This is a genomic window from Salinivibrio sp. MA440 (genome assembly GCF_001996265.1).
GTDB lineage: Bacteria > Pseudomonadota > Gammaproteobacteria > Enterobacterales > Vibrionaceae > Salinivibrio > Salinivibrio costicola.
The window spans coordinates 18,096-45,004 of sequence record NZ_MUFI01000003.1 but is presented as its reverse complement, the minus strand read 5'-3'; the positions used below and the strand labels follow the sequence as shown (position 1 = coordinate 45,004).

General features: G+C 50.0%; 26 protein-coding genes and 2 pseudogenes. All 28 read left to right on the top strand.

Going from position 1 to position 26,909, the window contains the following annotated elements; translation table 11 throughout:
* Nucleotides 1-263 precede the first annotated feature (263 nt).
* A complete protein-coding gene (locus BZG80_RS01440; protein ID WP_077678593.1) occupies nt 264-1,388 on the top strand; it encodes a flagellin in 1,125 nt (374 codons plus the stop codon).
* 55 nt (nt 1,389-1,443) lie between these two features.
* Complete coding sequence (locus tag BZG80_RS01435; RefSeq protein WP_021023049.1) at nt 1,444-1,872, top strand: flagellar protein FlaG; 429 nt, start codon at nt 1,444-1,446, stop codon at nt 1,870-1,872.
* Between the two features lie 18 nt (nt 1,873-1,890).
* Nucleotides 1,891-3,249 carry a flagellar filament capping protein FliD gene (gene fliD, locus BZG80_RS01430; protein WP_077678592.1) on the top strand — a complete coding sequence of 453 codons (1,359 nt, stop codon included), beginning with the start codon at nt 1,891-1,893 and terminating at the stop codon, nt 3,247-3,249.
* A gap of 2 nt (nt 3,250-3,251) precedes the next feature.
* Nucleotides 3,252-3,554: a hypothetical protein gene (locus tag BZG80_RS01425; RefSeq protein ID WP_077677131.1), complete on the top strand. Its 303-nt coding sequence runs from the start codon at nt 3,252-3,254 to the stop codon at nt 3,552-3,554.
* Between the two features lie 12 nt (nt 3,555-3,566).
* Nucleotides 3,567-3,971 carry a flagellar export chaperone FliS gene (gene fliS, locus BZG80_RS01420; protein ID WP_021023052.1) on the top strand — a complete coding sequence of 135 codons (405 nt, stop codon included), beginning with the start codon at nt 3,567-3,569 and terminating at the stop codon, nt 3,969-3,971.
* Between the two features lie 163 nt (nt 3,972-4,134).
* Nucleotides 4,135-5,619 (top strand): sigma-54 dependent transcriptional regulator, encoded by a 1,485-nt coding sequence (locus tag BZG80_RS01415; RefSeq protein ID WP_077460303.1) that lies wholly within the window; start codon nt 4,135-4,137, stop codon nt 5,617-5,619.
* Between the two features lie 138 nt (nt 5,620-5,757).
* Nucleotides 5,758-6,807: a sensor histidine kinase gene (locus tag BZG80_RS01410; RefSeq protein ID WP_021023054.1), complete on the top strand. Its 1,050-nt coding sequence runs from the start codon at nt 5,758-5,760 to the stop codon at nt 6,805-6,807.
* Nucleotides 6,804-7,962, top strand: a pseudogene (locus BZG80_RS01405) (sigma-54-dependent transcriptional regulator); the annotation flags it as partial. The gene BZG80_RS01410 and the pseudogene BZG80_RS01405, both read left to right, overlap by 4 nt.
* 83 nt (nt 7,963-8,045) lie before the next feature.
* Nucleotides 8,046-8,216: pseudogene (locus BZG80_RS16260) on the top strand (helix-turn-helix domain-containing protein); the annotation flags it as partial.
* Nucleotides 8,217-8,326: 110 nt separating this feature from the next.
* On the top strand, nt 8,327-8,638 hold the full coding sequence (gene fliE / locus BZG80_RS01400) for a flagellar hook-basal body complex protein FliE (protein WP_021023056.1): 312 nt from the start codon (nt 8,327-8,329) through the stop codon (nt 8,636-8,638).
* A gap of 15 nt (nt 8,639-8,653) precedes the next feature.
* On the top strand, nt 8,654-10,429 hold the full coding sequence (gene fliF, locus BZG80_RS01395) for a flagellar basal-body MS-ring/collar protein FliF (RefSeq protein WP_077460305.1): 1,776 nt from the start codon (nt 8,654-8,656) through the stop codon (nt 10,427-10,429).
* Nucleotides 10,419-11,471 carry a flagellar motor switch protein FliG gene (fliG, locus tag BZG80_RS01390; protein ID WP_021023058.1) on the top strand — a complete coding sequence of 351 codons (1,053 nt, stop codon included), beginning with the start codon at nt 10,419-10,421 and terminating at the stop codon, nt 11,469-11,471. The genes fliF and fliG overlap by 11 nt, the downstream gene beginning before the upstream one ends.
* A gap of 29 nt (nt 11,472-11,500) precedes the next feature.
* On the top strand, nt 11,501-12,487 hold the full coding sequence (locus BZG80_RS01385; RefSeq protein WP_077678591.1) for a flagellar assembly protein FliH: 987 nt from the start codon (nt 11,501-11,503) through the stop codon (nt 12,485-12,487).
* Nucleotides 12,484-13,803, top strand: a complete 1,320-nt coding sequence (gene fliI, locus BZG80_RS01380) for a flagellar protein export ATPase FliI (protein WP_077669116.1) — start codon at nt 12,484-12,486, stop codon at nt 13,801-13,803. Before BZG80_RS01385 ends, fliI begins: the two co-directional genes overlap by 4 nt.
* A gap of 3 nt (nt 13,804-13,806) precedes the next feature.
* Nucleotides 13,807-14,256, top strand: coding sequence for a flagellar export protein FliJ (fliJ, locus tag BZG80_RS01375; RefSeq protein WP_021023061.1), 450 nt, complete (start codon nt 13,807-13,809; stop codon nt 14,254-14,256).
* A gap of 96 nt (nt 14,257-14,352) precedes the next feature.
* Nucleotides 14,353-15,942 carry a flagellar hook-length control protein FliK gene (locus BZG80_RS01370; RefSeq protein WP_077678590.1) on the top strand — a complete coding sequence of 530 codons (1,590 nt, stop codon included), beginning with the start codon at nt 14,353-14,355 and terminating at the stop codon, nt 15,940-15,942.
* A gap of 35 nt (nt 15,943-15,977) precedes the next feature.
* Complete coding sequence (fliL, locus tag BZG80_RS01365) at nt 15,978-16,469, top strand: flagellar basal body-associated protein FliL (protein ID WP_021023063.1); 492 nt, start codon at nt 15,978-15,980, stop codon at nt 16,467-16,469.
* Nucleotides 16,470-16,477: 8 nt separating this feature from the next.
* Entirely contained in the window at nt 16,478-17,548 is a 1,071-nt protein-coding gene (fliM, locus tag BZG80_RS01360) for a flagellar motor switch protein FliM (RefSeq protein WP_077678589.1), read from the top strand.
* 29 nt (nt 17,549-17,577) lie between these two features.
* On the top strand, nt 17,578-17,976 hold the full coding sequence (gene fliN, locus BZG80_RS01355) for a flagellar motor switch protein FliN (protein WP_021023065.1): 399 nt from the start codon (nt 17,578-17,580) through the stop codon (nt 17,974-17,976).
* Between the two features lie 7 nt (nt 17,977-17,983).
* Nucleotides 17,984-18,370 carry a flagellar biosynthetic protein FliO gene (gene fliO, locus BZG80_RS01350; protein WP_158011516.1) on the top strand — a complete coding sequence of 129 codons (387 nt, stop codon included), beginning with the start codon at nt 17,984-17,986 and terminating at the stop codon, nt 18,368-18,370.
* Nucleotides 18,367-19,206, top strand: coding sequence for a flagellar type III secretion system pore protein FliP (gene fliP / locus BZG80_RS01345; protein ID WP_021023067.1), 840 nt, complete (start codon nt 18,367-18,369; stop codon nt 19,204-19,206). The genes fliO and fliP overlap by 4 nt, the downstream gene beginning before the upstream one ends.
* Nucleotides 19,207-19,217: 11 nt before the next feature.
* The gene (fliQ, locus tag BZG80_RS01340; protein WP_021023068.1) at nt 19,218-19,487 is read left to right on the top strand and encodes a flagellar biosynthesis protein FliQ; all 270 of its coding nucleotides are present in this window, start codon (nt 19,218-19,220) and stop codon (nt 19,485-19,487) included.
* Nucleotides 19,488-19,498: 11 nt separating this feature from the next.
* Nucleotides 19,499-20,287, top strand: coding sequence for a flagellar biosynthetic protein FliR (gene fliR, locus BZG80_RS01335; protein ID WP_077576582.1), 789 nt, complete (start codon nt 19,499-19,501; stop codon nt 20,285-20,287).
* Nucleotides 20,287-21,423 (top strand): flagellar biosynthesis protein FlhB, encoded by a 1,137-nt coding sequence (flhB, locus tag BZG80_RS01330; protein WP_077576583.1) that lies wholly within the window; start codon nt 20,287-20,289, stop codon nt 21,421-21,423. The genes fliR and flhB overlap by 1 nt, the downstream gene beginning before the upstream one ends.
* Before the next feature lie 194 nt (nt 21,424-21,617).
* Nucleotides 21,618-23,723, top strand: a complete 2,106-nt coding sequence (flhA, locus tag BZG80_RS01325; protein ID WP_021023071.1) for a flagellar biosynthesis protein FlhA — start codon at nt 21,618-21,620, stop codon at nt 23,721-23,723.
* 25 nt (nt 23,724-23,748) lie between these two features.
* Nucleotides 23,749-25,287, top strand: coding sequence for a flagellar biosynthesis protein FlhF (gene flhF / locus BZG80_RS01320; RefSeq protein WP_077669120.1), 1,539 nt, complete (start codon nt 23,749-23,751; stop codon nt 25,285-25,287).
* On the top strand, nt 25,280-26,167 hold the full coding sequence (locus tag BZG80_RS01315) for a MinD/ParA family protein (RefSeq protein WP_021023073.1): 888 nt from the start codon (nt 25,280-25,282) through the stop codon (nt 26,165-26,167). Before flhF ends, BZG80_RS01315 begins: the two co-directional genes overlap by 8 nt.
* Nucleotides 26,160-26,885, top strand: a complete 726-nt coding sequence (locus BZG80_RS01310; RefSeq protein ID WP_021023074.1) for an RNA polymerase sigma factor FliA — start codon at nt 26,160-26,162, stop codon at nt 26,883-26,885. Before BZG80_RS01315 ends, BZG80_RS01310 begins: the two co-directional genes overlap by 8 nt.
* The last annotated feature ends 24 nt before the right edge of the window (nt 26,886-26,909 follow it).

Sequence of the window (26,909 nt, the reverse complement as noted above, 5' to 3'; positions counted from 1 at the left end):
CCTCTCGTTTTTACGGGTAAAAAAAAGCGGCAAGCGGTTGCCGCTTTTTTTATGCCGATTTTTATCAAAATCCCACTAAAGATATCTCTCCTTTGGGCGTTAACCTTAATAGCGCCATACGGCATCGGTATTAATACCGACACGCACAACAAAAAAGCTAAAGCTTTCTCAACGTGCGCCGCTACATGGGTTATGAACAATTTTACACTGGTTTTCCCTGGTCAGCTGGGCGAAGCCGGACCTAGAACCTAAGGAGAATAGTTATGGCTATTACTGTTAACACTAACGTCCCTGCGATGACAGCTCAGCGATTTTTGAATAATTCAACCGATGCGCTGAACAACTCAATGGAGCGTTTGTCATCCGGCTCTCGTATCAACAGTGCCAAAGATGATGCGGCAGGTCTTCAGATTTCTAACCGCTTGATGGCACAAAGTAGTGGGTTGGGTGTGGCTGTTCGAAATGCCAATGACGGTATCTCAATGGCGCAAACCGCTGAAGGGGCGATGGAAGAGTCAAGCAACATCTTGCAACGTATGCGTGACTTGTCACTGCAATCCGCTAACGGTGCAAACGGTGATGCTGAGCGTGGTGCAATCCAAGAAGAGGTTGTGGCGTTACAAGATGAGTTGAACCGTATCGCAGAAACCACCTCGTTCGGTGGTGCTAAGCTTCTCAACGGCACATTTGGTACGCGTTCGTTCCAAGTGGGTGCTGATGCTGGTGAAGCGGTGATGATGGAGTTCAAAAACATCCGTGCTGACCACAGTGAAATGGGTGGCGCTAGCTTTACGGCTACGAATGGTAAGTCAGCAGGGTGGACAGCTACTGCTGGTGCAACCATGGCAATCAATATCACCAATGCGGATGGCACCTCAACGTCGATCAATGTAACGGCGAAAGGCGGTGATGACATTGAAGAAATCGCCACCTACATTAATGGTCAGGCTGACGATAAACTCAGTGCATCGGTGACGGAAGACGGTGAGCTGCAAATTGTCACTGGGGCAGGTTCGGATGCAACCTTCTCAGGGGCGCTGGCTACGTCGCTATCCATGGGAACCAAAGTGGATGAAACCATCAAAGATGTGGATGTTTCGTCTATGGGTGGCGCACAAAAAGCGGTCGGTATGATCGATAATGCGATGCAATTTATCGATTCTCACCGTGCTGAATTGGGTGCGAAGCAAAACCGTTTGAGCCATACAATTGCGAACTTGGATAACGTCAATGAAAACGTATCGGCCTCTAACAGCCGAATCCGTGATGTTGATTTCGCGAAAGAAACAACGAACTTGACCAAATCGCAAATTCTGCAGCAGTCTGGTACCTCGATTTTGGCGCAAGCCAAGCAGGCGCCACAAGCGGCACTGAGCTTGCTCGGTTAACCATTCACGAGCGGCGGCCTAATCGCCGCCGCTACGTTTTTGGAGGTGAATAGCAATGGACATTTCATCCGTTTCCAATTCATCCCTGCTGCACTCAAAACCCTCTGATGGCACAAAGATTGCAAAAGATGTAAGAGTTGGAAAAACGCAGTCTGATCCGGTGAATCAGCATCAGCAAGCTGAACGCCGAGAAGCGCGAGAATCAATGCAGCAACGGCGTGTTGAACAGTCGCAGCGCATTGAAGAAAACCGTCAGCTACAACGACAACAGCTTGAAAAGCTGGTCGCCCGGCTAGATGAGTTTATGTCTGACTTTAACAAAGGGCTCGCATTCCGACTGGATGAAGACACAGGACGTAGCATTGTCACCGTGTATGAAATGAACAGTGGCGATATCATCCGTCAAATTCCAGAAAAAGAAATGTTAGAGCTTGCTAAGCAATTGTCGCAACACGCGCGAGGGCTGGTCACAGAGAAGGTGTAACGAGGTGAGAGAGTCGTTATGAGTGTAAAAGCAGCAGGCATGGGCGGTGGCATGGATATTAATGCCATGGTCACTAAAATCGTGGATGCTGAACGTGCACCCAAGCAAGAGCGGATTATCAAACGCACTAATGACGTTGAAACCGACATTAGTGCGTTTGGTCGCTTAAAAGATTCTCTCGCGACACTTAAAACCCAGATGTATGATTTTCGTCGTAACGAAGGTTTTTCGGCGAGAATCACATCGGTGAGCAACCCCGACGCGCTCGGTGCTACGGCAACCCCGGACGCCATCCCTGGACGTTATCAGATTGATGTACAGCAACTTGCGGGGGCTCATAAGCTTGTCTCGCCAGGCGTCGATCCTGATGCATCGTTGGGTACGGGTAAACTTACGATCACCATGGGTAATCGCACCAGTGTGCTCGATGTACCACAAGGCAAAGACAGCTTGGCTGACGTTGTGCGGGCGATTAACAACGATCCTAAAAACCCCGGGATCCAGGCGTCGCTTATCCAAGACGATAGTGGCACACGTATGGTGCTAAACGGTAATAAAACCGGGGAAGCGAATCAAATCGAAGTGAATGTTGATGCTCAGATAGGCAGTGCACTCCACCAGTTAGGGTTTCAAGCTGGACAAGCTAATAATGGCATGACGCAAATGCAGGCAGCACAAGATGCCAAGATACTGATTGATGGTATCGCCTCGGTGTCCAGTACAACCAATACATTTGATAATGCTATCGAGGGTGTCTCGTTAGAAGTTGACCAAACTAGTGATAAGCCACTTTCACTGGCGGTAGAGCATGACCGAGAATCGGTACGATCAACGATTACGTCTTTTGTTGATAACTACAATGCGTTCTTCCGTGTCTCTCAAGCCGTTAGCCAATATGATCCCGAAACGCAACAAGGCGGTCCGTTGGCGGGTGAAAGTGTGATACGTACGGCAACCAGCCGGTTACGTAACTTATTTTCATCTCCGATAGAGAAAGCGCCTGAAGGGATGAAAACATTGAGTGAACTTGGGGTGACGACTACCATGGATGGTCGTTTAGAAATCGACAATAACGTGTTAGACCGCCAGCTGCGTCAAAACTTTAACGCCTTAGAAGGTTTTTTCGGTGGCAACGATGGCTTTGCGCGTCAATTAGAGCAGGTGGTCAATGGGTTCACCGGCGCGGGTGGAGCGATCAGTAACCGTGAAAGCACGCTTTCAGAGCAAAAGCTGAGATTACGTGATGATCAGCGTGAGTTAGATAGACGTATGGAAAGCTTAGAGTCACGAACCATGCAGCGCTTTTCTGCGATGGAAGAAGCAACGAGTCAAATGCGTTCTCAATTGCAAGCAATGCAAAACATCATGCCAGGTTAGCCATGACAGAGATTGCGGATTGGCTCGCCACCTTAGAGGTAATGGATGCAGACATTGCTCAGCACTTAACCCTAAGTGATATTGATCCAGAAAAGCTGGCTCAACAATTGCATGATAGAAAAACGCTGCTCGATAAGATTGCAGCGTCAACACAGGCGCCGAGTCATCCACAATGGTCCGAGGCGTTGGCAAGAACAAAAACGCTCATTGATACGCTCGAAGAGCACAAAGCAGAATCTGCCAAGCGCTTGTTACAGCAGCGCAAGGGGAAGCAGTCTGTGCAGCTGTATAAGAAATTTCAATAGGTGAGGAAGACTATGAGAGGCTCACTACAGGCCTATAAGAAGGTCTCGGTTGACAGTCAGTTAAGCGCCGCGTCGCCTCATAAGGTTATCCAGATGCTGATGGCCGGGGCTATTGAGCGTTTAATTCAAGGCAAGGCGGCGATGGCACAAGGCGATTTATCCGTCAAAGGTGAGCGCCTAGGTAAGGCATTGGATATTATTATCAATCTACGGGCTTGTTTATCTATGGATGAGGGCGGTGATATCGCGGATAATTTGGATGCCATTTATGACTTTATGATTCGACAAGTCAGTGCCGCCAACTTAGACAATACGCCAGAACCCATTGACGATGTGATTGAGCTATTGCGAGAGATAAAATCAGCTTGGGACCAGATTCCCTCTGAATACCATAATATGACCCAAGCGACCAGTTAAACCGCCTACCAAAAGACGGACATGGCACTGGAGTCACAGGTTTACTGTGTCTCCGGTTGCCTTATGCGCGTTCTCTATTACAATGTCTTGATTAAAATTGAGATTGTTGTTGCTTACGAGCGGCACAATAATAATAAGTTATCAGGGCAGACGTATCTCACACATGCAAGATTTAGCAAAGATCCTTGTTATCGATGACGATGACCAGTTTCGTCACGATCTCGGCGTGATACTCGATTTTATCGGCGAGCGTTACGCGCTTCACTCGACCACAGATGTCAGTGATGCACTCTGGGAGCAAAACTGGGGCGCATGCTTTCTTGGTCACGTCCGCTCGACATCTCTGTTAGAGAAAGTGCTTGACCAACTTGCGACCTATCACCATGTTCCAGTGATTGCGATTCGACGTCATGATCGTGAACTTTCCGGGTTGCCTAATTATGTCGGCGAACTGGGCTTACCGTTAAATTACCCACAATTGTTTGACGCCTTACACCATTGCCGTGAGTTTGCTGGAAAACAAGCGTTTAGTATTCCACAACTCGCAGGTGACAACACCGCCTTTCATAATATGGTTGGCAAGAGCGATGTGATTGAACAGGTTCGTCATTTAATTGATCAGGTTGCTTCAACCGAGGCAAGTGTGTTGATTTTAGGTGAGTCTGGCACCGGTAAAGAAGTGGTTGCACGCCATATTCATCATTCATCCTCACGCGCGACCGGTCCTTTTGTGCCGGTGAACTGTGGTGCGATTCCCGGAGAGCTCCTCGAAAGTGAACTCTTTGGCCATGAAAAAGGGGCATTTACCGGCGCAATTTCAGCGCGCAAAGGACGTTTTGAACTTGCGGAGGGTGGAACGCTCTTTTTGGATGAAATCGGCGATATGCCGATGCCAATGCAAGTGAAGTTGTTACGCGTCCTTCAAGAGCGTACGTTTGAGCGAGTGGGAGGAAATAAAAGTATTCGCGCCAATGTCAGAGTGGTTGCTGCCACTCACCGCACACTGGAAACGATGATCCAAGAAGGCGAATTTCGCGAAGATCTCTATTACCGACTCAACGTATTCCCGATTGAGATGCCTGCATTGCGAGATCGTATTGACGATATTCCCTTGCTTATCCACGAACTGATGTCTCGTCTAGATGGTGAAGGAAATGGACGAATTCATATTTCACCGCGAGCAATTAATTCGCTAATGGAACATCAGTGGCCGGGGAACGTGCGTGAATTGGCCAACCTTATCGAACGCTTGGTGATTTTATATCCGGGGCAAATGGTGGATGTAAATCACCTTCCCGCGAAATATCGCTACAGTGATATTCCTGAATTTCAGCCAGAAGCGTATTCGGTAGAAGACACCGAAATGGCAGAGCGAGAGGCACTCACTGCGATGTTTTGTGAGCCAGATATTCCCGCGTTTGACGATGAGATGCCAGGCTTTTCTGACAGTCCAGGTTTTACTAGTTTGCCTCCCGAGGGCGTTAATCTTAAAGAGACCCTGGCTGAGGTAGAAGTTGATCTGATCAAGCAGGCACTTGAGGCGCAGTCAGGCGTCGTCGCCAGAGCCGCGGACATGTTGAGTATGCGGCGAACCACCTTGGTGGAAAAAATGCGTAAGTACGGACTCAACAAAGAAGAGTTAATATAAATCGGTAATGTGTCAAAAAGCGGAGTCAAAAAAATGACTTCGCTTTTTTGTCCTCAACAAGCTGATATTATTGACTATTTTTATGGCATAATCCCTGCTTAAATGAGTAAAACCTTGATTGAAATGTGTATTGCTTAAATGGAAACCCAATCGTCGCCACTTGGATCAGTGGATCAACAAGTTACTCGATATAAGCAAGTTCTGGATGTTATGCCTGCGGGGGTTATCTTGCTGGACGCCAATGGACGTGTTGCTGAAGCCAATCCAGAGGCGCATCGACTACTGGGTGAGCCATTGACTCAGCAGCGTTGGTTTGAGGTGATACAACGGGCTTTTTCCCCACGTGACGATGATGGGCACGAGGTATCACTAAAAGATGGTCGGCGAGTAAAGCTGGCCATCTCAGCGTCCGATTCGGGGCAGCTCATTTTAATTACCGATATGACCGAAACCCGTTTATTGCAATCGCGTGTCAGTGATCTACAACGCTTATCATCGTTAGGTAAAATGGTGGCATCATTAGCGCATCAGGTGCGTACGCCACTATCGAGTGCCATTTTGTATGCGTCCAACCTAGGTGCCCCAAACCTGAATAATGCGACCAGGCAGCGTTTTCAATTCAAGTTGTTAGACCGTTTGCATGATCTGGAAAAGCAAGTCAATGACATGTTGCTATTTGCCAAAGGCGGCGACAATAACGTGGTCAAGGTATTCAGTGTCGAACAGCTATTTAATGAATTTGAGCCCATGGTGGATGCGGTCGTTCAAGGACATGATGTTGATTTTGCAATTAACAGTGACGACGAAAGTGTAAAGGTGTTGGGCAACCCCAATGCGTTAGCCAGTGCCTTAAGTAATCTTGTGATTAATGCTGTCCAGGTGGCGGGCAAAGGCTGCCAAGTCGTTGTCGATTCACGGCTGCAGGGCGATAACCTTTTACTTTCGGTGGCGGATAACGGGCCAGGCATCGCGCCGGAGTTACATGCCAAAGTCCTTGAGCCTTTTTTTACCACGCGACAACAGGGGACAGGTCTTGGCCTCGCCGTTGTGCAAATGGTGTGTCATGCCCATGATGGCAAGCTCACCTTACAATCTGAGCCTGAAAAAGGGGCCTGTTTTACATTGTGTTTGCCGCTTGCCAAAGGGGCGGTGGCAGATCATGGTGAGAGCGTAGGAGAAACACAATGAGCCAAACAACCGTGCTAATCGTGGAAGATGATGAAGGGTTGCGCGAAGCGCTTGTCGATACACTGGCGCTGGCAGGGTATCACTGGCGAGAAGCGGACAGTGCCGAGCAAGCCTTAGTGACCCTGAAATCAGAGGCCATTGATATTGTCGTCTCTGACGTGCAAATGGCAGGAATGGATGGCCTTGCACTTTTGCGCTCGATTAAAACACACATGCCGAATTTACCGGTTTTGCTGATGACGGCCTATGCCAACATCGAAGATGCCGTGGCGGCGATGAAAGAGGGCGCGATCGATTACATGGCTAAACCGTTTGCCCCCGAAGTGCTGTTAAATATGGTGAGCCGCTATGCCCCTGTCAAAACCGATGACTCCGATGCGATTGCTGAAGATCCAAAAAGCGTCGCCTTACTGGCGTTGGCAGACAAAGTAGCAAATACCGATGCGAATGTGATGATCTTAGGGCCTTCAGGCTCAGGAAAAGAAGTCATGGCGCGCTATATTCACGATCATTCAGCACGTGCCAATGCCGCTTTTGTCGCCATTAACTGTGCCGCGATTCCAGAAAACATGTTAGAAGCCACGTTATTTGGCTACGAAAAAGGGGCCTTTACTGGCGCGGTTCAGGCTTGCCCGGGCAAGTTTGAACAGGCACAAGGCGGAACCATTTTACTGGATGAAATCAGTGAGATGGAGCTTGGGTTGCAAGCGAAATTACTACGCGTGTTGCAAGAGCGTGAGGTTGAGCGTTTAGGTGGACGAAAAAGTATCCAGCTTGATTTGCGGGTGCTTGCCACCAGTAACCGCGACTTAAAAGAATACGTAGCGCAAGGCCACTTTCGAGAGGATCTTTACTATCGCTTGAATGTCTTTCCCATCACTTGGCCGGCGCTCAGTGATCGGCTCGGCGATATTATTCCACTGGCGCATTATTTACTGTCACGCCACTGCCAAAAACAAGGCTTACCTTGCCCAAGTTTGCATCCAGATGCCGAACAGAAACTGCTCGCGTACCCGTGGCCTGGTAATGTCAGAGAGCTCGATAACGTTATGCAACGCGCATTAATCTTGGCCACGCAGTCGCACATTCAAGCCTCTGATATTCTACTGGAGGGGCAAGATTGGCAAGATGCGTCTAGCTTACAAAATCAAGTAATGAATACGCGCTTTAACCACCAAGCACAAGCGCCGGCTTCTCCTCCAACGGCCACTGAGCATGTTGAGCAGCCCCCCAATGGCGTAGGATTGGGCAATGAGTTACGCGATCAGGAATTTTCTATTATTTTAGAAACGATCCGCGCTTGTGAAGGACGCCGCAAAGATGTTGCAGAACGCCTTGGGATTAGCCCGAGAACCTTACGCTACAAATTAGCCAAAATGCGTGATGCTGGCATCGATATTCCCCAATAATCGCGCGGTGTTGCGGCTTTTTGCTAAAGTGGTCTCAAAGTTGCAAACACACAGATATCTGATAGAAATCTGACTCATTTGACAAAAAATTGACACAGGAAGGATCGACGATGAAAGCCAATGCCCTGACGCAAGAAATGCAAGCCATGGCGGTAGCCGCGAAAAATGTGTCTCAGCCTGCCACGGGACAGCAAGTTAGCCAAGAGTTTGGCGATATGCTCTCCAGTGCCATTAATCATGTCAATGGACTGCAAAAAACATCCGGTGAACTCGCCACCCGGTTTGATGAAGGCGATCGTAATGTGAGCTTATCGGATGTCATGATCGCCCGGAACAAATCCAGTGTGGCCTTTGACGCAACAGTGCAAACGCGCAACAAACTGGTTGAAGCGTATAAAGAATTAATGAACATGCCTGTTTAATGTAGGAATTAATCAGTGGCTGAAGAGAATCAAAATACCGATCTCGCGGTGTCAGATGGTGCAGCAGCATTACCATCGACCGATGCAACGCTAGACGCGGAGCAAAGCGCGCAAGATCCGGATGCACTCGAACAATCGGCGTCGTCAAATTCGATATTTGGCGATCTCGACATGGTGCGTCAACTGATCTTGGTGCTCGCGGTCGCGATCTGCGTGGCCCTGATCATGATGCTTTTTTTCTGGGTACAAGAGCCAGAGATGCGGCCACTGGGGACGTACGAAACGGAAGAGCTTATTCCGGTTCTCGATCACCTAGATCAAAGCAAAGTCGATTATCAACTCGATGGAAACACCATCCGCGTTCCCTCTAGCGATTACTCGTCCATTCGTCTTGGGCTCACCCGAGCGGGCTTAAATACAGCCACGGCAGAGGGCGACGATATTTTGCTCAATGATATGGGCTTTGGTGTATCGCAAAAGCTTGAAACAGAACGCTTAAAACTGAGTCGTGAACGTCAACTGGCGGCAGCGATCGAAGAAGTGCGTCAAGTGCGAAACGCGAGAGTACTGTTGGCGCTGCCCAAACAGAGTGTTTTTGTGCGTCACAACCAAGAAGCATCCGCAACGGTCTTTTTGACCCTTGGCGGGCGTAATACCCTAGGCCAGGAAGAAGTCGACTCGATTGTTGATATGGTGGCCTCCGCAGTGCCTTCTCTGAAACCTACGCGCGTAACCGTCACCGATCAGCACGGACGTTTGCTCAACTCAGGCAGTGAAGATCCAGCGTCGGCGGCGCGGCGAAAAGAGTACGAATTAGAACGTAAACAAGAGCGCCAGTTACGGGAAAAAATTGATTCCATTCTCATCCCTGTTTTGGGCTTAGGGAATTATACCTCTCAAGTCGATGTTGCCCTGGATTTTAGCTCGTTGGAAGAAACGCAACGGCAATATAACCCCAATACGCCAGCGACGCGCAGTGAATACACACGTGAAGATTATAACGGCTCCGACCGTGTGGCTGGTATCCCTGGGGCATTAAGCAATCAACCACCAGCGGACGCCTCTATTCCAGAGGATGTGCGAGATTTAAAAAATGGCGCAGGCGGAAATGGTTCGGTCAGTCGAGAAGCGACGCGTAATTTTGAATTAGATACGACAATTCGTCATCGGCGCGCGCAATCAGGCGTGATCGACCGCCAAACTGTTTCAGTGGCGGTGAATTTTAAGCAAAGTGTCGATCCGGACACCGGTGATGTGGTTAAAGAGCCTTTAACGGATGATGAACTGGCAAAAATCCGCCGCTTATTAATGGGCGGGGTAGGATTTAGTGAGCAGCGCGGTGATGTGCTTGAAGTGATCGCCGTACCATTTGTCGAACCTGAGCAAGCTGCCGAACAAGATGTTGCTATCTGGGATCATCCAAACTTTAATGATTGGGTACGCTGGTTGGCGGCTGCTTTAGTCATTATCGTGATTATTGTGGTGTTGGTCCGCCCAGCGATGAAAAAGCTGTTGTACCCCAATATCGACGAAGATGGCAATACTGTCGGGCCTAATGGCGAAATCTTGGGTCCGGATGGCCTACCCATTACCCCAGATGGCGATGACGTTGGCTTGATTGGTTCAGAGCTCGATGGCTCGAGTAATTTTGCCATGTCAGCGTCAGATGTTGAGCTGCCAAACTTACATAAAGACGAAGACTTGCTAAAAGCGGTCCGAGCGCTGGTCGCCAATGAGCCAGACTTGGCCGCACAAGCGGTAAAAAACTGGGTGACCGAAGATGGCAAATGAAGTCGCAAACACGGGTGAAGAGCAAGCCGGCTCAAGTTTCGATATCAGCTCTTTAAGTGGGATTGAGAAAGCCGCCATCTTACTGTTAAGTTTAAGTGAGCAAGATGCAGCAAGCATCATTCGACACCTCGAACCTAAACAAGTGCAGCGAGTCGGTTCGGCGATGACATCAATGACCGATCTTAACTCGGACAAGGTCGCGGCGGTGCATCGTGCGTTTTTGGAAGAAATCCAAAAATACACATCGATTGGGATGGGAAGCGAAGACTTTGTGCGTAACGCACTGGTGGCGGCGCTGGGTGAAGACAAAGCTAATAACTTGGTTGACCAAATCTTGCTTGGCAGTGGCTCCAAAGGCTTAGACTCACTCAAATGGATGGATCCGCGTCAAGTCGCCAGCATCATCATCAACGAGCACCCGCAGATTCAAACTATCGTGCTGTCATACTTAGATCCTGAACATTCGGCAGAAATTCTCTCCCAGTTTGTTGAGCGTGACCGGCTCGATCTGATGATGCGGATCGCCAACTTAGAAGAAGTCCAGCCAGCGGCATTACACGAACTAAACGAAATCATGGAGAAGCAGTTTGCTGGCCAAGCGGGTGCTCAAGCCGCCAAAATTGGTGGCTTAAAAGCGGCTGCCGAAATCATGAACTACATGGACAACAGTGTAGAAGGTGTCTTAATGGACTCCATTCGTGATCAGGACGAAGAGATGGCATCACAAATCCAAGACTTGATGTTTGTCTTTGACAACTTAATTGATGTGGATGACCGCGGTATACAGACCCTATTGCGCGATGTGCCGCAAGAAGTGCTGCAAAAAGCACTTAAGGGAGCGGAAGATAATTTACGCGAGAAAATCTATCGCAACATGTCTAAACGTGCGGCCGAAATGCTGCAAGATGATATTGAAGCCATGGGGCCAATTCGTGTCTCCGATGTTGAAGGGGCACAAAAAGAAATCCTTTCCGTTGCGCGTCGCCTTGCCGATGCCGGTGAGCTGATGCTCACTGGTGGCGGCGGTGATGAGTTTGTATAAGTTGCTTTTCTTTCGCGTAGAGGTTGTCGATGAGTTTAGATAAACGCCGTGGCTATATTCGTGCCAACGAAGCTGACGCCGAAACGATCGATCGTTGGACACTGCCGCCTTATGGCGATCGAGATAATCTGCCCAAAGATACTGCGCTCAATTATGATCCGAGCTGGGAGCCAGAAGCGGATACTGACGTTGAAGAAAGTGAGCCGGCCCCAGAGCCATTAACGGCCGATGCCCTAGAAGCGATTCGGCAACGAGGTTATGACGAAGGCTATGAAGAAGGCAAACAACTCGGGCATCAAGAAGGGCTAGAGGGTGGCCTAGAAGAAGGGCACGAAAAAGGGTTCGAAGAAGGCAAAAAGGCAGGGTATGAGCAGGGTGTTGAAGAGGGAAAAGCATTAATTGAGACGCGCTGTCAGCATCTTGACACCATTCTTAATCAGCTCAGTCATCCATTGGAGAAGCTTGATATAGACGTCGAACAGCAACTTTTGGTAATGGTCCAAGCATTGACTAAGTCGCTGACCGGCGTGGAGTTAGAAACCAATCCGCAGGTCATTTTACAGACATTACGCGCATCGATAGCTGCACTCCCCGTGGCGGATCATCCCGTCACAGCCGCGTTACATCCTGATGATTATGCCGTGGTCACCGAAGCCTACGACGACGCCATGTTAGCCTCACGGGATTGGACGTTACAATCAGAGCCCGCGTTAGCGCGTGGTGATGTACATGTGAAATCGAAAGATTCTGTGGTTGATTATCAATACAGTGAACGGGTGGACGCGTTGCTCCGCGAGTTTCAAGGGAAAAACCAGTCACGGCAATCAGTGCCATCCCAGTCTTCCACGTCTGGCGCTGACGATCCCAGTGTTAATACGTCCAATACTGAAACCGATACGCTCAAGTCGTCGGCGCAACCGTCGTCAGACGCAGCGGCACAAGCGCAAGAGCAAGCGCAAGCAAAACCTCATGCTTCATCCTCCTCATCCAGCGATGATGACGGCGTGTCGTCATGAGTCAGCTGGCTGAGCGCTTAAAGCGGTGTCAATTAGATAACCTTGCGCCAAAACCCGTGGCATCCGGAAAATTGGTACGAATGGTCGGCTTAACGCTCGAAGCGATCGGCTGCCGGGCGCCCATCGGTTCTGTTTGTGCGGTCGAGACCTTAAATGGAACCATCGAAGCGGAAGTGGTGGGGTTTGCCGGAGAGTTGTTGTACTTGATGCCAAATGAACAAGTCTCTGGGGTACTCCCGGGTGCACGCGTGACGCCTTTATCTGAACGTAGCCAACTTTCCGTAGGCATGGAGCTGCTTGGCCGTGTTATCGACGGTATGGGAAACCCACTGGATGGCAAAGGGGATATCTACACTGATAAGCAGGCCAGTTTAGAAGGTACTCCCATCAACCCATTAGCGAGACAGCCAATTAGAGAACCCCTCGATGTGGGGATTAAAGCGATTAACGGTCTGCTTACTGTCGGTAAAGGGCAGCGAATTGGGTTGTTTGCCGGCTCTGGTGTGGGTAAATCCGTAACGCTTGGGATGATGACACGTGGCACCACGGCACAAGTTGTGGTTGTGGGGCTGATTGGCGAACGTGGCCGAGAAGTAAAAGAATTTATCGATGATATCTTAGGGGAGGAGGGCCGGGCCCGTGCCGTCGTTATCGCCGCCCCTGCTGATTCATCGCCGCTTGTGCGCTTAAAAGGCTGCCAAACGGCACTAACGATCGCTGAGTATTTTCGCGATCTTGGGTTGGATGTGCTTTTGCTGATGGACTCATTAACACGTTTTGCTCAGGCACAACGTGAGATCGCATTATCCGTGGGTGAACCTCCCGCGACCAAAGGCTACCCACCCTCGGTATTTGCCCGTTTACCCTCATTAGTCGAGCGTGCAGGAAATGGTGCTGTCGGGCAGGGCTCGATCACGGCATTTTTTACTGTATTGACCGAAGGTGATGACTTACAAGATCCAATTGCCGACGCTGCACGCGCCATTCTTGATGGTCACATCGTGTTATCTCGCGAATTGGCGGATGGTGGGCATTATCCGGCGATTGATGTCGAACGCTCGGTAAGCCGTGTGATGCCGAATATTACCAGTGACGAGCAAATCTTGATGTCGAAAGCGGTGCGGCAAGTGTTGTCCGTTTGCCGCAAAAACCAAGACTTGGTCTCAATTGGCGCGTACAAGCCAGGCAGTGATGCAGCCGTGGACCAAGCCTTTCACCTGAAGCCAAAACTGGATAATTATTTGCAACAAGGGATGAAAGAGGTGGTCCCTTTCGATATGTGCGTCAATATGTTGCGCTCAACCTTGCAAGGATAATTTATGGCTGACCATGCACTGCATTTATTGTTAGAAAAGGCCCAAGAAGATGAAAAGCAGGCGCAACTTAGCGTCAGTGAAGCCCAGCAAGCATTAGATGGCTATTATCACCAGCTCGAGCAAATTGAGCAGTATCGTCTGGAATATTGCCGACAAATGTCTGACCGGGGTCAGTCAGGGCTCTCTGCCAGCGCGTTTGGCCATCTTAATAAATTTATCGTCCAGCTTGATGAAACCTTGGCAAAGCAACGAGGTGCTGAGCATCAGTTTAAGGATCATTTAGAACAGTGCCGTCAAGCATGGCAACAAACACGCCAACACCGGCAGTCTCTCGAGTGGTTAATCGAAAAGCGAGCGCGAGAAGAAGCGGAACGTGCTCATTATCAAGAACAGCGTCAAATGGATGAAATGGCAGCAATTATTGCACGCCGACGTCCCTCTCCCTTTTCCTAAGAATAAAATGGCGCGATAATTGCTTTATCATTACCGACATGCCAGCACATTGAGGCTCGGTTTAAAGGATAACCATAAGGTAATGACGAGAAACTTATGACGCAGTCTACGCTGACGCTTTCCAATCTCTCACCTAAAACCCCTCCCGCGACCAATGACGGTGCGACAGGCGAGGTAAAAGGTGATAAAAATACCGGCTTTTTAGCGGCGTTGCGCCAGTCCATTGATGGCAAGGGTGAGCAAGGCGACATACCGATTAAACTGACCCAAGATGGCAAGACTTTACTGGTTGATGGTCAGGCAATTGATGCCGAGGCGATGCTTGCTGATGGCATGTTTAGCGAAGCGGAAATGGCCGAAATTGCCGATATGACAGCCATGGAAGAGAGCCAAGCACTGCTGATGCGACTGAATCAAGCGGCAGCCATGCTTAATGGCAAATCTTTGCCTACTGCCGACGCTGATCCCTTATCTGCCAGTGCGGATGCGGTATCAGCACAGACGCTAAACGTGACGCAATCTGATGACGATGAGAGTGTGCAGATAGACGGTGATAACACAGAAGGGGTGATCGGCAGACAAGCGTTATTGACTGAGCTGGCCAAAAACTTGCCGGAGGGTGTGTCACCCGAAAAAGTACTCGATCAGTTATCGCCGGATCAGTTGGCGGCGTTGGCAAGTCAAGTAAGAGCGACGCAATCACTTGACGCTGAGAGTGCTGCACATCGCAAAGATAACGCGCTTGAATCGGATGGAAGCGCGATAAAATGGTCAACCGCCAAAGCGCAACAAGAGACAGATAATCCAGCATCTCTAAGCAAAGAGAAGGAAACGCTGGCGAAAGAAGGGAGCGGGAAAGAGAGCCTGCTAAAAGAGGGCCCCCTGAAAGAGAGCGTCACAAAAGAAGGCGCGACACTATTAAAGAGTAGCGAGCTGACCGATAAAACGCGTCATGATACAAAATCAGCCGCCAACCCCAATGCCAATCCAGCGTCGTTATTAGCAGGAAAAATGGGCCAGTCGGATGACCTCAGCAAAGCCGCATTAAAAGCGATGGCAGAGCAAGCGGGTCAAGCGGACACCGCATTGACAAGTGGCAGTGCTTCTAGCGCAGCAGAGGGAGCCACACGCCATGAAAACTTAGCGCAACAATTGGCCAGTGGTTTAGGGTTGTCGTCGGCCCAGTCCGCCACGGCACGACAAGATATGCAAGCAGCGCAGAGTGCACAGGCGCCCCTCCCGCTCGGACAAACGCCCACAGAAGCTGGTGCTGCCTTGACGGAGCGTATTAACATCATGCTGTCAAAAAACCTCAAGCAGGTTGATATTCGGCTTGATCCTCCTGAGCTAGGGCGAATGCAAATTAAGTTGGGAATGAACAACGATCAAGCGACGGTTCACATTACAGTCGCCAACCAGCAAGCGCGAGACGCGGTTGAACAAGCAATGCCGCGGCTTCGTGATATGCTACAGCAACAAGGCTTACAGTTGGCTCAAGGATCCGTTCAGCAGCAAGACAGTGGCGCGCAACAAATGGCTTCAGGACAACAAAATCATGCTGGGGCAGGGTCGTCAGGCGGCTCACCTCTTGGATTAACGACCGGTGAGGACAATGATGACGCGATGTTAGCAGGGCACGCGTTAAACGTTTCACACAATGATCGCGCTGTCGATTACTATGCTTGATCAAAACGCACCAATAATGAGGAGCATGAATAGCCATGGCAAATGACAACGCAACCTCGGAACAAGGCGGGGGCAAGAAAAAGCTCATCATTATCATTGTTGCTGCTGTGGTGTTATTGGCGGCCGTAGGCGGTGGGGCTTTTTTCTTTTTATCGGGTGACGATAAAAGCCAAGACGATATTGTCTTGGAGGAAGAAAATAACACGCTTCCGGCCATTTATGTCACTCTACCTCAGCCGTTTGTCTTTAACGTGACTGGTGATGAACAACAACGGCTGGTGCAAGTGAATGCACAATTATTGGTGCGTGGTAGCGAGAGAGAAGCGCTAGCGAAGGAAAATTTGCCGCTGGTAGAACACGCGTTACTCAATACCTTTGGTGCTGCCACAGTTGAGCAACTGCGGACCCCTCAAGGTCAGCTAGAAGTCCGACGCCAATCCGCCGAGAATGTGCGCGCGGCTTTAATTAAAGTAACGGGTGAGCCGGTGGTAGAGCGGGTTCTCTTCACTGGGTTTGTGATGCAATAGGTGATGACGTGACTGACTTACTCAGCCAAGACGAGATTGACGCGCTCCTTCACGGCGTTGACGACGTCGATGACGACGATAATGAGCCCGAGGTTGGAGAAGATGGGACGGTCTCCTTCGACTTCTCGTCACAAGATAGAATTGTGCGCGGGCGCATGCCGACGCTCGAGCTTATCAATGAGCGTTTTGCGCGTCACATGCGCATCAGCTTGTTCAATATGCTGCGGAAAACCGCCGAAGTTTCGATAAACGGCGTGCAGATGATGAAGTTTGGCGAGTACCAAAACACGTTATACGTTCCGACCAGTTTAAACATGGTACGGTTTCGTCCACTAAAAGGGACGAGCTTAATCACTATGGAGGCCCGACTGGTCTTTATTTTGGTTGAAAACTTCTTTGGTGGCGATGGCCGATTTCATGCCCGGATCGAAGGGCGCGAATTTACTCCAACCGAACGACGCGTCATACAGATGCTGCTGAAGCTGATGTTTGAGGATTATAAAGACGCGTGGGCCCCTGTTATGGAAGTGGCCTTTGAGTATCTTGATTCGGAAGTCAACCCAGCGATGGCAAACATTGTCAGTCCATCGGAAGTGATTGTGGTCAGTTCATTCCACATCGAACTGGATGGCGGGGGCGGTGACATTCATATGGTCATGCCTTATTCGATGCTGGAGCCAATCCGTGAGCTCCTCGACGCCGGGGTACAAAGTGACAAGATGGATACCGACGTGCGCTGGAGTAAAGCGCTACGTGATGAAATCTTGGACGTGAATGTGGAACTCAGTGCAAAATTACTCGATGTGACCTTATCGTTGCGCGATTTGATGGAGTTACAAAAAGGGGATGTGATCCCGGTTGATATGCCAGATGCGTGTACGGTTTTTGTGGAAGACTTGCCAACCTATCGAGCGAAAATGGGCCAGTCTAACGATAAACTGGCACTGAAAATTGTTGAAAAACTAAAACGACCTGATATGGCGAAGTCTGATATTTCGCTATTACAGGATAAACCTGAGCTACTCGATGATCTCGAGGAAGATTTACCGATTGATGGTAAACAAGGTAAAACTCAGTGAATAAGACCAGTAAACAGGGGTAAGACGTCATGGATCAAAATGATGTAGATGATGATTGGGCTGCTGCCCTGGCTGAGCAGTCTGATTCGGAAGGATCAGATGATGTACAAGCGGCACCATTGGATGAGCTCACTGACGACAGTGAGAAGCAACTGGGCGCGGATGAACAACGTAAGCTCGATGCGATTCTCGATATTCCGGTGACCATTTCGATGGAAGTGGGACACACCCAGATTAATATTCGGAATCTTCTCCAGCTTAACCAAGGCTCGGTGGTTGAACTCGACCGTCTCGCCGGTGAATCGCTCGATGTTCTGGTGAACGGTACCTTGATCGCCCACGGTGAAGTGGTGGTGGTTAACGATAAATTTGGTATTCGTCTTACCGATGTCATCAGTCAAACTGAGCGAATTAAGAAGTTACGATAAGATGATCGTGAACCGACGCGTTTGGGGAATATTGTTGGTGCCGATGCCCGCTTGGGCAGCGGCGCCAGATGTAAGCATAGTGACAATGCTGTTGTCTCTCGGGCTGGTATTGGCATTAATCTTTGGGTTAGCGTGGCTATTACGTCGGCTTAAGCTCCCTGGCTTGGCGCAGCAAAGCAATGGGATCAAAATTGTCAGTCAATTAGCCATTGGCCAAAAAGAGCGGATATTAGTTGTGGACGTGCATGGAGAGCAACTTGTCATCGGTGTTACAGCTTCTCAGGTGCAGCTATTAAAAGCGCTAGATAATCCGGTGCCCACAACAGCGCCGACTTCGCCAGACTCTCACTCTCGCTTTGCAAATCAGCTTAGCCAACTATTGAATCGAAAATGACGATACGCACGCTATTGGCAGCCTGGGTTCTGGTGGTGGCCACTTTGATGACACCGTTTGCTTTCGCCGAGCAAGAAGCCACGCCCGCCCAGGAAAGCATCACAACCGAGTCACTGAATGATAGCGGTGAAGCGGTTCGCCTGGAAACGCAGCGCAATACCGGAGGCGGGATCCCTGCGGTGACCATGCGAGTCAATCCGGATGGTAGCGAAGACTACTCAGTGACCTTACAAATTTTAGCGCTGATGACCGCGTTGGGGTTTTTGCCAGCGGTCGTCATTTTAATGACGTCCTTTACCCGCATTGTGGTGGTGATGGCGATCCTTCGCCAAGCGATGGGGTTACAGCAAACGCCGTCCAATCAAGTCATTATTGGCATCGCCATGTTTTTGACCTTGTTCATTATGTCGCCGGTGATCGATAAAATGAATACAGAGGCGGTACAGCCGTATATCAATGAGCAGATGACAGCGCGTGAGGCCTTCACTCGGGTGCAAGTGCCACTACGAGAGTTTATGCTTAGGCAAACCCGTGTCAAAGATTTGGAAACCTTTGTCAATATGTCGGGCGCTCAAGTTGACGAGCCAGAGCAGGTGCCAATGACCGTACTGATCCCCGCATTTGTGACATCAGAACTGAAAACCGCGTTCCAAATTGGATTCATGCTGTTCTTACCGTTTTTGGTGATTGACTTGGTGGTAGCGTCGGTATTGATGGCGATGGGTATGATGATGTTGTCGCCCATGATAGTGTCATTACCGTTTAAATTAATGCTCTTCGTGTTGGTTGATGGGTGGAATTTGATCCTTTCTACCCTCGCCGCCAGTTTTGGCTAAAGGAGGCAGCAATGGCCCCGGAAGCGTTTGTTGAACTGTTCCAGGATGCGCTTTACCTGGTACTACTGTTAGTGTCTGCGATTGTCGTGCCGGGTTTGTTAGTCGGTTTGATCGTCGCTGTATTCCAAGCGGCAACCTCGATCAACGAGCAGACACTCAGTTTTCTTCCCCGTTTAATTGCGACGTTTATTGCGCTGATGTTTTTTGGTCATTGGATGACACGGATGTTGATGGAATATTTTTATCGTTTGATTGATCACATCCCAACCATTCTGTACTGACGGAAAGGCATATGGAATATCCGGCCTCGGTGATTTTATCTTGGATGGCTAACTACTTTTGGCCGTTTACACGCATCTCATCGATGATGATGGCGATGACGTTTTTTGGTGCCCGTTTCGTGCCTACCCGGATCCGTTTATACCTTTCTCTTGCGATTACCTTTGCGGTCATGCCTGCACTTCCTGCGGTGCCAGAGGACATCGAGTTAGTGTCATTTGCCGGATTTATGGTGCTCGCGCAGCAAGTCGTGATTGGCGTTGCGATGGGGCTAGTCACGCAGTTCATTACCCAAACCTTCGTCATCCTCGGCCAGATCTTAGGGATGCAATCAAGTTTGGGTTTTGCGTCAATGGTGGATCCAGCCAACGGTCAAAACACGCCACTATTGGGTCAGTTTTATCTCTTCTTGGCCGTTATGTTATTTCTTTCCACCGATGGCCACTTGAAAATGCTTAACCTAGTGGTAATGAGCTTTGAGACGCTCCCCATTGGCGAGATGATAGGGGCCGCAGATTATCGCAGCCTCGCAGCATGGTTTGGGATCATGTTCGAGGTCGCATTGAGTATGTCGCTGGCGGGTGTCATTGCTTTGTTAGTGGTCAATTTGTCTTTTGGTGTGATGACCCGAGCGGCGCCACAACTTAATATTTTCTCACTTGGCTTTGCATTTGCATTGTTGATGGGGTTGTTGATCAGTTGGTACTTACTGTCCGGTATGTTGACGCACTACAACAACCATTGGCAAACCGGGCTCAATCAAATTTGCTCCCTTATCCGGCTGAATTGCGAGTTTAACTAATGGCAGAAAGTGACGGTCAGGAAAGAACAGAAGACGCCACACCCCGAAGGCAGGAGCAGGCGCGGGAAAAGGGCCAAGTACCGCGCTCAAGAGAATTAGCGTCAGTGGCTGTTCTGGTGGTGGGTGCCGTCAGTTTAATGTGGTTTGGACAAGCGTTGGGCGAAGCGTTAATGGCGCTGATGACGCGCTTGTTTTCACTTTCGCGTGCTGAAATCTTCGATAGCTCAGAGCTGATGCTGGTGGTCGTTGGTGAGCTACTGCATCTAATATTGCCCTTAGGCTTGATCCTTGTGGTGTTATTTATCTCCGGCCTCGTCGGCGCAGCAGGTTTGGGAGGTGTCAGCTTCTCTTGGGAAGCCGCGCGGCCCAAATTATCAAAAATGAGCCCGATTTCTGGCTTCAAGCGTATGTTTGGTACCCAAGGGCTCGTCGAGCTGTTGAAGTCAGTGTTGAAAGTCTTACTCGTCGCCGGCGTTGCGACCTATTTGGTCTATATCAACTTAGAAGAGTTTTTTGAGCTGACGATCGATACCTTCCCCAGCAATCTTTATCACGCGTTAAATATTTTATTGGACTTTGTGTTGTTGGTCTGTTGTTCACTGTTGGTGGTGGTGGTGATTGATGTGCCATTCCAAATTTGGCAACACAATGAGCAGCTGAAAATGACTAAACAAGAGGTCAAAGATGAGCACAAAGAGACCGAAGGTAGCCCTGAAGTTAAAGGGCGTATTCGCATGCTGCAACGGGAAATGGCGCAACGTCGGATGATGGCCGATGTGCCTCAAGCTGATGTTGTGGTCACTAACCCTGAGCACTATTCGGTGGCGTTACGCTACAACAGCGACATGGATAGTGCGCCGGTTGTGATAGCCAAAGGCTCTGATTTTACCGCACTGAAGATTCGTGAAATTGCAGCAGAATATGATGTTGCCATTGTACCTGCACCACCGCTAGCACGCGCGCTGTATTTCAGTACCGAGCTAGAGCAGCAGATCCCAGACGGTTTGTTTACTGCCGTTGCTCAGGTGTTAGCGTATGTCTTCCAGCTCAAGCAATACAAAAAAGGCCGAGGCCGGCGGCCCACGCGCCCAGATGATACCTACTTACCCATCCCTACCGATTTGAAACACGATTAACCATGGTGTCATCGTACGCGTGAACGAAGTCCCGCTATCGAGTTGCTTGTCGGTGTTTTTTGGCTGGTAGACGCGCCAAAAAGCTGACACATTATCCGCTTTTTCTGGCGTAAAAATTGCTTGCCTTGCACTCTCGTTTTATTTCCGCGTGGCAACTGGCCCACGTTCACCAATCATGGACTTAAACGCCTGACATGTTAAAAGCCAAGTGGCGATTGCCATTTTCTGACAAGGTACCTTACCACCGCTTGGGTGCGATGCCGGCGATCGGCGCACCGGTACTGGTATTGGCCACCTTAGCGATGGTGGTGCTGCCTGTACCGCCGATGCTGCTCGACTTAATGTTTTCTTTCAACATTGCCTTGTCGTTGATTGTATTGCTGGTCACTATTTATACCCGCCGCCCTCTTGAATTTGCTGCCTTCCCCGCGGTGTTGTTAATTGCAACCTTGATGAGACTAGCACTTAATGTTGCCTCTACCCGGGTGGTTTTGCTTTATGGTCACGAGGGCCCCGATGCAGCCGGTCAGGTCATTGGTGCATTTGGGTCAGTCGTGATTGGTGGCAACTACGCTGTCGGTTTGGTCGTCTTCCTGATTTTGATGATCATTAACTTTATGGTTGTCACCAAAGGCGCAGGCCGGATTTCCGAGGTCACGGCGCGTTTTACCTTGGATGCGTTGCCCGGTAAGCAAATGGCCATTGATGCCGACTTGAACGCAGGGTTAATCGATCAAGAGCAAGCGCGTGCTCGGCGCCAAGAAGTGACGCAAGAGGCTGACTTCTATGGCTCGATGGATGGTGCGTCCAAATTTGTTAAAGGCGATGCGATTGCCGGGATCTTGATTCTTTTCATCAACATTGTTGGTGGGCTGTCTATCGGTATGGGCCAACATGATTTAGGATTTTCAGACGCGATAGAAGTGTATACCTTGCTCACCATTGGTGACGGTCTTGTCGCGCAAATCCCTTCATTGCTGTTATCCATTGGTGCCGCCATTATGGTGACGCGTCAAAATACCGATGAGGATATGGGACAGCAGGTGGTGTTCCAGCTGTTTGATAATCCACGTGCCCTCATGATTGCCACCGGTATTCTGACGATCATGGGCGTGGTGCCTGGTATGCCACACCTGCCTTTTCTATTTTTGGCGTTGGCTTGTGGTGGGCTGGCATATTGGAAATACCAGCAGTATCAAAAAGCACAACAAGCGCCAGAGCAGTCTGATGTCCCTGATGCAGCCCCTCCGGCACCAAAAGAGCTGTCCTGGGATGATGTTCAACCGGTTGATGTCATTGGCCTCGAAGTGGGCTATCGGCTCATCGCTATGGTCGACCGAGACCAAGGGGGCGAATTGTTAGATCGAGTGAAAGGGGTGCGTAAAAAACTCTCGCAAGACTTTGGCTTTTTAATCCCGCCCGTACACATTCGCGATAACCTAGAGTTACCACCGCATAACTACCGCATTACGTTAATGGGCGTCGCGGTCGGTGAAGCAGAGGTACACCCCCAACATGAATTAGCAATTAATCCAGGCCAAGTGTTCGGACCCATTGACGGTGAACCGACTCAAGACCCGGCGTTTGGCTTAGAGGCCGTCTGGATAGAGCCGAGCCAGCGCGAGCACGCGCAAGCCTTAGGCTACACAGTGGTTGATTCAGCAACGGTACTGGCGACACACCTGAGCCAAATGCTCACCAATAATGCCGAGCGACTACTCGGCCATGAAGAAGCGCAGAACTTGATAGATATGCTGGGTAAACAAGTTCCTCGTTTGGTGGAAGGGCTTATTCCCGATCAGATCCCACTGAGCGTGTTAGTCAAAGTGCTCCAGAACTTGCTCAGTGAAGCGATTCCTATCCGTGATATCCGCACCATTGTGCAGACCATGGCGGAGTACACAGGAAAGAGTCAAGATCCCGACATCCTAACGGCAGCAGTGCGGATTGCTCTGCGTCGCTTGATTGTCCAAGAAATCAATGGCAGCGCGCCTGAGCTACCGGTTATCACCCTTGTTCCTGAACTGGAACAGATGTTGCATAAAACAATGCAGGCGTCCGGTGGGGAGTCAACAGGCATAGAACCTGGTCTTGCTGAGCGGTTACAGTCTTCACTGGCTGAAGCAACTCAGCAGCAAGAACTACAAGGTGAGCCTGCGGTATTGCTGACATCGGGTGTGTTGAGAGCCACGCTCGCAAAATTTGTCAAGAATACGATTCCGACGTTACGTGTGTTGTCTTACCAGGAAGTACCGGACGAAAAACAAATTCGTATCGTTAATGCGGTTGGCAACAATTAACCTCGTTTATGAGTAGGGCCGTGCTTTGAAAATAAAACGTTTTTTTGCAAAAGATATGAGAGCTGCGCTGAGCCAAGTGAAAGAAGAGCTGGGCGCGGATGCCGTTATCATGTCTAACAAAAAAGTGACAGGTGGCGTAGAGATTGTCGCGGCTGTGGATGCAGACACTGAGCCGATGCCGGATAAGCCTGCTCCTAAGGCGCAGCAGCAGTCGGCAAACGCCTATTCACAGGCACATCGGCAATTGGCTGATGATCAAGTTCAATTGCGCCAGCGTCAGCAAAGCCACGCGCGTCAAAATGGGCAAAGCAAGCGACCGCCTCGCTTTTCTGCGATGCTTGATGAGTATCGGGAACAATCACAGCCAACTGAACCCGAAACCGAAGCTGACTCGCTCACTGCCTTGCTACAGCGTCAGCAAAAGCAATCAGGTCACGGTTCGCGCCCCCAACCTCCAACTGACGCGCGTCAGTCGGCACTGGGTCGTGGCTATGAGCCTCGTCGCCAGTTAAAGAGCAATGGTCGCTCAGGTTGGCAAGATGCATCACCAGCGCCCCGTTCATCGCCCGCTAAACCGCAGCTCGATCCGTCCCGGTTTGAAGGACGGCAATCGCAAGCCTCGGATAAAGAAATTGATGCCATGCGTCAAGAAATGGCCTCGATTCGAAGCTTACTTGAACACCAGTTATCGGGGTTGATGTGGCAAGAGGTGGAACGTCGAGAGCCATTAAGAGCGATGCTAATCAAACGCTTAGAGCGGATGGGGCTATCCTCTGAACTGGCCGATCAACTGGCGTGTTATATCCCAGAAGAAACGCCGCCGAATGAGGCGTGGCAAGCGCTGTTAGATTTGGTGGCTGATCAAGTGATTACGGTTGATGAGAACATGCTAGAAACCGGGGGCGTGATTGCCTTGCTTGGTCCTACAGGAGTGGGGAAAACGACCACCATTGCTAAGTTAGCTGCGCGCGCCGCGATGGAATTTGGCCCTGAGGATATTGCCTTAGTCACCACGGACACCTTCCGTATCGGTGCCCATGAGCAACTCGCCACGTATGGGCGAATCCTTGGCTGTCCCGTTAAAGTCGCTAAAGATGCGGATGAGCTTGCCGATATCCTCTATCAACTGCGTCATAGACGCTTGATATTGCTAGATACCGCTGGAATGGGACAGCGTGATCTTCGGTTGTCGGAGCAACTGGATACCCTGATGCAAAACAGTGGCTCACATATCCGTAGCTTGCTGGTGTTGCCTGCGACATCGCAGCGCCGCGTATTGCAAGAAACCATCGAACACTTTCGCCGTATCCCTTTATCGGGATGTGTACTGACCAAGCTAGATGAGTCGCTCAGCCTCGGTGAATTATTGTGTGTCACCATCGAAAATGCCTTGCCTGTGGCCTACTTGGCCGATGGGCAACGTGTGCCGGAAGATATCCGCCAAGCCACGGGACAATTTCTGGTGGTAAAAGCCAGTGAAATGTTGGAGTCAGGCACGGATCAGCACAATCACTTCTGGAGCAGCGATGTCCCAGAGTCGAATGGGGCGGACTTTTATGATTGAGACAACCATGCAAGATCAAGCAAGCGGCCTTCGCCGTTTAACCAATCCGTCACGTACCAAGGTTATTACCGTAACCGGGGGGAAAGGTGGCGTAGGAAAAACTAACGTTACGTTAGGGATGGCCGCGTCCATGGCTCGTCAGGGCAAAAAAGTGATGGTGCTTGACGCCGACCTTGGCCTCGCCAATGTAGACGTATTACTTGGATTGCGGGCGGGTAAAAACCTATCGCATGTTCTCCAAGGTGCCTGTGACCTCAAAGATATTATTCTGGAAGGGCCGCATGGTATGAAAATCGTCCCCGCTTCGTCTGGCCTTCAAGGCATGACAGAGCTGACACCCGCCCAACATGCTGGTTTAATTCGTGCTTTTGGTACACTCGAAGAAGAGGTTGATGTACTCTTAGTGGATACGGCGGCGGGTATTTCTGATATGGTATTGAGCTTCTCGCGCGCGGCACAAGATGTCGTCATTGTGGTCTGTGATGAGCCCACGTCGATTACTGATGCGTATGCGTTGATTAAACTATTAAGCCGAGAACACGGGGTGACGCGCTTCAAAGTTGTCGCAAATATGGTCAGAAGCTACCGTGAAGGGCGAGACTTGTTCACAAAATTAACGCGAGTCACTGAACGTTTTCTCAATGCTAATCTAGAATTAGTAGCATGTATTCCCGTGGACGAAAGGGTGAGGCAAGCCGTGAGAAAACAAAAAGTTGTCATTGACGCATTTCCTCGCTCCCCCGCATCATTAGCCATGAATGCGCTCGCAAATAAAGCGCTGACATGGCCGGTACCACGTAATCCGGGAGGCCATCTGGAGTTTTTCGTTGAGCGATTGCTGATCAAAAATGATGACGCAGGAGAGTTAGTTCGTGAATAAAGCGCTCACGTATAGCCGCGTAGGGGTAGATCGCCAAGCGGTACTTGAGCGTTATTCGAGTTTGGTTAAGCGCATCGCGCATCATTTGATGGGGCGCTTACCACCGAGCGTTCAAGTAGAAGATTTAATCCAAGCTGGCATGGTGGGTCTTCTTGAGGCGCAGCAAAATTATGACCCGTCAAAGGGCGCAAGTTTTGAAACTTATGCTGGTATTCGTATTCGCGGTGCTATGCTGGATGATATGCGCCGCGGTGATTGGGTTCCACGGTCTGTCCACAAGGCGAGTCGAACGATCAGTGATGGCATTGCATCGTTAGAGAAAACCTTAGGGCGAGACCCAACTGATGTGGAGGTGGCAGAAAAGCTCGATATGAGTTTGGATCAATACCATCAGGCGCTTAACGACGTAAGCTGTGGGCGTTTAATCGGTATGGATGATCTAGGTGTCTCTGAAGATGCATTCACAACGGAGAGTCACCGTAACGACAACACTCCCTTTCAGGGCGTTGCGGAAGATAGTTTCAAGGCCGCATTAGCGGGCGCGATCAAAAGTCTTCCTGAAAGAGAGGCACTGGTTCTATCTCTCTATTATGATGAGGAATTAAACCTTAAAGAGATAGGCGCTGTGATAGGGGTCAGCGAATCCCGGGTCTGTCAGATTCAAAGTCAGGCTACGCAACGTTTGAGAGCCAAGCTAACCGCTTGGCATAGTGAGTAACTGTTTCGACAATAAAACGAGACC